This is a genomic window from Liquorilactobacillus satsumensis DSM 16230 = JCM 12392, from assembly GCF_001435195.1.
GTDB classification, from domain to species: Bacteria; Bacillota; Bacilli; order Lactobacillales; family Lactobacillaceae; genus Liquorilactobacillus; species Liquorilactobacillus satsumensis.
Map to the genome: position 1 here is coordinate 1 of NZ_AZFQ01000007.1, position 4,941 is coordinate 4,941.

The window sequence follows — 4,941 nt, forward strand, 5'->3', positions numbered from 1 at the left end:
ATCATCGCTACCTCGCTTTTTAGGCTAATTATACTCAAAATAAGTTTACCTGAAAATTTTTGCACCAGAACCAACCAATCAAAGTTAGCAGGCTATTTTTTTCTAGCCATTTATTTTAGGCTTTTGGTTGCGTTCCGAAAGATTTGCTAGGCTTTTTCGTTAGCAAAAAAGAATATTTAATTGAACTTTTGCTAAATTAAAAAATAATGAAATAGCTCATTGATTTTTCCATATATTAAAGATATAGTATAAATTGTTTTTAAAATCATATAATACGACTTAATACATATTATTGAGTTGCCTTGTAATAGGGAGATGTTTTTTTGATTAAAACGGATAATCTGGCAGGAATGAATATACATTATCCATTTTATGCTTTAGAAGATTTTTTCAGTTATCAAAATAACATCGGAATTAAAAATGTTGAGTTGTGGGGGGGAACACCCCATTTGTATTTGGATACGGCTAGTTTCGAAAGCTTAAATAAAGTTATTGCCTTAGCCAAAAAGTATAAGATCAAAATACCGGTATTTACTCCTGAATCTATTATTTATCAATACAATATAGCTGCTCCTTATTTGGAGCAGTGGCAAAAGAGCAAACTATATTTTAAAAATGCAATTAGGATTACTGCGGAGCTAGGTGCAAAAATTATGGGAATTAATTCTGGTTTTGGGTTGTTGAATGAGCCAGCAAGTGAAGCTTGGCAAAGATCTTTAGAAATGTTGAGTTCACTGTCCGAATTTGCAGCGCGGCAAAATGTTACGTTGGCCTTAGAAACGCTTAGACCGGAAGAGTCACAAATAGTTACGACTATTGAAGATGCCAAAAAAATGTTGCACGAAGTTAACTCGGATTTCTTAAAGCCGATGATCGATACTACAGCGATAACAGTTGCCGGTGAGACTTTAGAACAATGGTTTAACACGTTTGGCACCTCAATTGTGCATATTCATTTTTTGGATTGTGGAAAAACAGGAGGTCATTTAGCTTGGGGGGATGGAGAACAAGACTTAGCTGCAGCGATTAAGACTTTAAATAAATACAATTATACTGGCTTTTTAGGTCAAGAAATAACTGCTTCAAGGTACTATAAAAAGCCCTTTGAAGCAGATAAGCGAGTATTTCAGCTGATAAAAAATCAGACTGAAAAATAATGAAATTATAGCAAAGCAATACGATCTTTTTAACTACCAACATGTAATACGAGGAGAAATTGAGATGAAAAAAATATACAAGAAATTAATTTTAGTTATTTCGCTTTTAGGATTAATGGTGTTGGCTGCTAGTTGTTCTAGCAGTAAGTCCGCTAGCAAAGATAATAGTGTAAAAAAGATTCAAGACAAGGGAACCTTAGTGGTGGGGACTTCGGCAGACTTTGCACCTTTCGAATTTCCAATCGTTAAAGATGGTCAGAAGCAGATTGTCGGTTATGATATGATGATTGCTAAAAAAATAGCCCAAGCACTGCATGTTAAATTAAAAATCCAAAATGAAGAATTTTCCTCGTTGATTACAGACCTGCGAGGAAATAAGATCGATTTAATCATAGCTGGACTCTCTGTAACTAAGCAGCGTGAAAAATATATAAGTTTCTCAAAACCGTATTATAAAGCAACTGATGTTTTACTAGTAAGAAAAGGTAATGCTGAGAAATATGATTCAGTTAAATCGCTGGTTGGTAAAAGTATCGGTGTCCAGCAGAGCAGTACCCAGGAAACAGAAGCAAAGAAAAGGTTTAAAAAGAGCAACTTAATTGTAGAAAGTGCAGTTACCAACATGTCAACCGAATTATCTCAAGGAAAATTAGATGGTATTGTTGTGGGGCAGGCAATTGCGACTGAGTATGTTGCTAAATTTCCAGATAAATACTCAATTGCTAAGGTTAAAATTCCAGTTAAAAAAGATGCACAAACCAATAATATTGGAATTCGCAAGGGAGATAATGAACTGAAAAAACGAGTTAATAAAGTTATAACACAGCTTCAAAAAAATGGTGAAGATACTAAAATGTTTAATGAAGCAAAGCAATTACAGGACAAATACGGGAAGTAAATTAATTTTTAATAGTTTTAGATTTTAATAAATATAGGGGGATCTTTATGAAGATAGAAGAAACAATTGCCCAGAATATTGTAGATAACAGTGAGAAAAAATTAAAAGAGATTTATTTTGTTGCTTGTGGCGGATCATTGGTTGATATGTATGTAGCTAATTATTTACTTGAGCATGAGTCGCTGACTTTAACTAGTGGGTGGTTTACCAGCAATGAATTTGTAAAATTTCCGCCTAAAAGGTTGGGAAAGCAGTCGTTAGTTATTTTATGCTCACATAGCGGCAATACGTTAGAAACTATTAATGCTGGAAAAATGGCCAAAAAAGCTGGTGCCCAAACGGTCGGATTCACCTTCAATGAAAAGGCTGATTTATTGGAGACGGCAGATTATAGTTATATATATGATTGGGGAAACGAGCGGGAAGTAAGTAATAATCCGATGGCGCTTATTATGACTTTAACAGTTGAAGTGTTCGAAAGAATTGAGGGTTATAATAATTACAGCAACTTCAAAGAGGGATTGGAAAGAATTGATACGATCGTTGCCCATGCAGAAGATTTGGTGCAACAAAGGGCAAAGGCGTTTGCAAACGCAAGAGCAGGTGAAAAGATATTTAATGTAATTGGCAGTGGAGCTACTTTTGGTCAGATATATGGATTTGCAATCTGTTCGTTAATGGAAATGCAGTGGTTGAATGCAGTGCCAATAAATTCAGCTGAATTTTTCCATGGCCCCTTTGAAGTGACCGATAAAGAATTGCCGTTTATTTTAACGCTGAGTATCGGCAGGACACGATCTTTAGATGAAAGAGTAAAGAAATTTTTGGATCGTTATGCCCAAAAGATTGAAGTTATTGATGCAAAAGAACTTGGACTTGATTTAATTGATGAGAGTGTTGCCGAGTACTTCAATCCGGTTTTATTTTATAGTGTTTTATCACAGTATCGAAAAGCTTTAGCAAACGTTCGTCAGCATCCGCTAGACGTTAGACGCTATATGGGTAAAGTTAAATATTAAGGTGGCTTTTGGTATGAAGGTTTTGGGATTAGGTGATGCAGTAGTTGATAAATATATTAACAAATATACGATGTATCCTGGCGGTAACGCATTAAATTTCGCAGTTTTTGCTAAGCAACTTGGACAGCAAGCGAGCTTTTTAGGAGTTCTTGGTTCTGATCAAGCAGGTAGCTACTTGAAAAAAGTTATTGATAAATTGCAGATTGATAGTAGCCACGCCCGGACTGAAGAGGGAGAAAATGGTTACTCTGAGGTCAAAATTGTAGATAATGATCGAATTTTCATTGGCAGTAATAAAGGCGGAGTTTCAGCTCAAAATTTATTAAAATTATCAGCCGCAGATGATGATTATTTAAAAAGCTTTGATTTGATCCACATCGGACTTTATGGTCAAGTTGATCATTTGTTAGATAAATTGCAGTCTCTAGATTTAAAGGTGTCTTATGATTTTTCTGATAATTTTACTAACGAGAAAGTTGATATGCTAATTAATAAAGTTGCATATGTTTTTTTCTCACTAAGTGGCAAAAGTGATGAAGCTGTTAAAAGCTTTTTGCAGCAAGTTTATACAAGCAACAATAAAGTTTTGCTTGCTACTCGTGGGTCAGAAGCAGCGATTGCATACGATGGTAAACGTTTTTTTGAAAAAGCGGCGACAGCGATTGAGAAATCAGTTGACACGATGGCAGCTGGGGATGCGTTCATAACAGCTTTTTTAGTAGCTTATTTATCAAAACAAGTTGGTATTGAAGAATCGATGGTCAAAGCGCATGAATTTGCAGCTGAGATTTGTCAGCTAAATGGATCATTTGGTTTGGGCGTGAAGTATTAAATTTGTCAGCGGCTTCCTTAAGGACAGCCAGTTTATTATAATTGAAATAAACTGGCTAAACTTGCTGGTTATTAGGATTTTATAAGAAATGGGAAGGTTTTAATGAAATACAGTAATTCAATAAGGCCACTTTATCTACAAATACAAGATGATATAAAAAACAGTATAAACTCTGGCAAATTTAGCCATGGCGAGAAGATACCGACTGAGACGCAATTGCAAAAAATGTTTAATGTTAGTCGAGTAACGGTAAGAAAAGCTATCAATGGTTTGGTCGATAATGGTGTTTTGATTAGACAACAAGGAATTGGGACTTTTGTTAATTATAAAAAAGTAAATAGAAAAATAGAGTATGTACGTGGATTTACCGACAGTTGTATTGAGAATGGCTTAACACCTAAAACGATTTTGTTGGACAAAGAAATTATAACACCAACACCAGAGATAAAAAGGCAGTTAAAACTTGCCGATGGTGAACAAGCTATTTGGATTAGAAGAAAAAGATTGGCAAACGAAAAACCAATTATGTTAGAAAATAATTATTTTTCCCAAAAAAGATTCGCATTTTTATTGAATGAGAATCTAGAAAATTCACTATACCATTTATTAGGGAAAAAATATAATATTTTCCCGGACAATCCCGGAAAAACAACTTTGGAATTATGTGTTTCTGACATTAAACTTGCCAAAATAATGGAGATAAATATTGGAGTACCTTTTTTCTATATGGAAACTGAAATCTCAGATCAAAATAAGATTCTAATTCATGTAGGACATCAATATTATTTAGGTGAGTATTATAAATTTGATATTTAATGCACGGGATAAGATTAAGTGCTGCTAATTTTGTTAAACGAAAAAAGTCCTTTAAGGGGTTCTGGTGCAAAATTAACAAAATAGTCTTTGTAATTCTTTGTAATACATTGGGACGATTGTTGAACGGATCATTGTACTAATAATTCGATTAGTGATTGTGACGACGAAAAACCAAAGAGACTTGGTTCTCTTTGGCTTACTTTATGTAGTTGATGCATG

At 34.3% G+C, this 4,941-nt stretch carries 5 protein-coding genes and 1 pseudogene; 5 read left to right on the plus strand and 1 reads right to left on the minus strand.

Going from position 1 to position 4,941, the window contains the following annotated elements:
- Window positions 1–323: 323 nt before the first annotated feature.
- From FD50_RS00405 to FD50_RS00425, 5 genes are all read left to right on the plus strand, one after another.
- A complete protein-coding gene (locus FD50_RS00405) occupies window positions 324–1,157 on the plus strand; it encodes a sugar phosphate isomerase/epimerase family protein (RefSeq protein ID WP_056959472.1) in 834 nt (277 codons plus the stop codon).
- A gap of 64 nt (window positions 1,158–1,221) precedes the next feature.
- On the plus strand, window positions 1,222–2,055 hold the full coding sequence (locus FD50_RS00410) for a transporter substrate-binding domain-containing protein (RefSeq protein WP_056959474.1): 834 nt from the start codon (window positions 1,222–1,224) through the stop codon (window positions 2,053–2,055).
- Window positions 2,056–2,102: 47 nt separating this feature from the next.
- Window positions 2,103–3,074, plus strand: coding sequence for an SIS domain-containing protein (locus FD50_RS00415; protein WP_056959476.1), 972 nt, complete (start codon window positions 2,103–2,105; stop codon window positions 3,072–3,074).
- A 13-nt stretch (window positions 3,075–3,087) separates the two neighbouring features.
- Window positions 3,088–3,906 (plus strand): PfkB family carbohydrate kinase, encoded by an 819-nt coding sequence (locus FD50_RS00420; protein ID WP_056959478.1) that lies wholly within the window; start codon window positions 3,088–3,090, stop codon window positions 3,904–3,906.
- A 102-nt stretch (window positions 3,907–4,008) separates the two neighbouring features.
- Window positions 4,009–4,722, plus strand: coding sequence for a GntR family transcriptional regulator (locus FD50_RS00425; protein ID WP_056959480.1), 714 nt, complete (start codon window positions 4,009–4,011; stop codon window positions 4,720–4,722).
- A 128-nt stretch (window positions 4,723–4,850) separates the two neighbouring features.
- On the opposite strand, the pseudogene FD50_RS12850 reads toward FD50_RS00425, so the two are convergent.
- A pseudogene (locus FD50_RS12850) lies at window positions 4,851–4,941 on the minus strand (IS6 family transposase); the annotation flags it as partial.

Coding starts and splice junctions, on each gene's coding strand:
- FD50_RS00420 (WP_056959478.1), top strand. CDS start 3,088: ATGAAGGTTTTGGGATTAGGTGATGCAGTAGTTGATAAATATATTAAC.
- FD50_RS00425 (WP_056959480.1), top strand. CDS start 4,009: ATGAAATACAGTAATTCAATAAGGCCACTTTATCTACAAATACAAGAT.
- FD50_RS00415 (WP_056959476.1), top strand. CDS start 2,103: ATGAAGATAGAAGAAACAATTGCCCAGAATATTGTAGATAACAGTGAG.
- FD50_RS00410 (WP_056959474.1), top strand. CDS start 1,222: ATGAAAAAAATATACAAGAAATTAATTTTAGTTATTTCGCTTTTAGGA.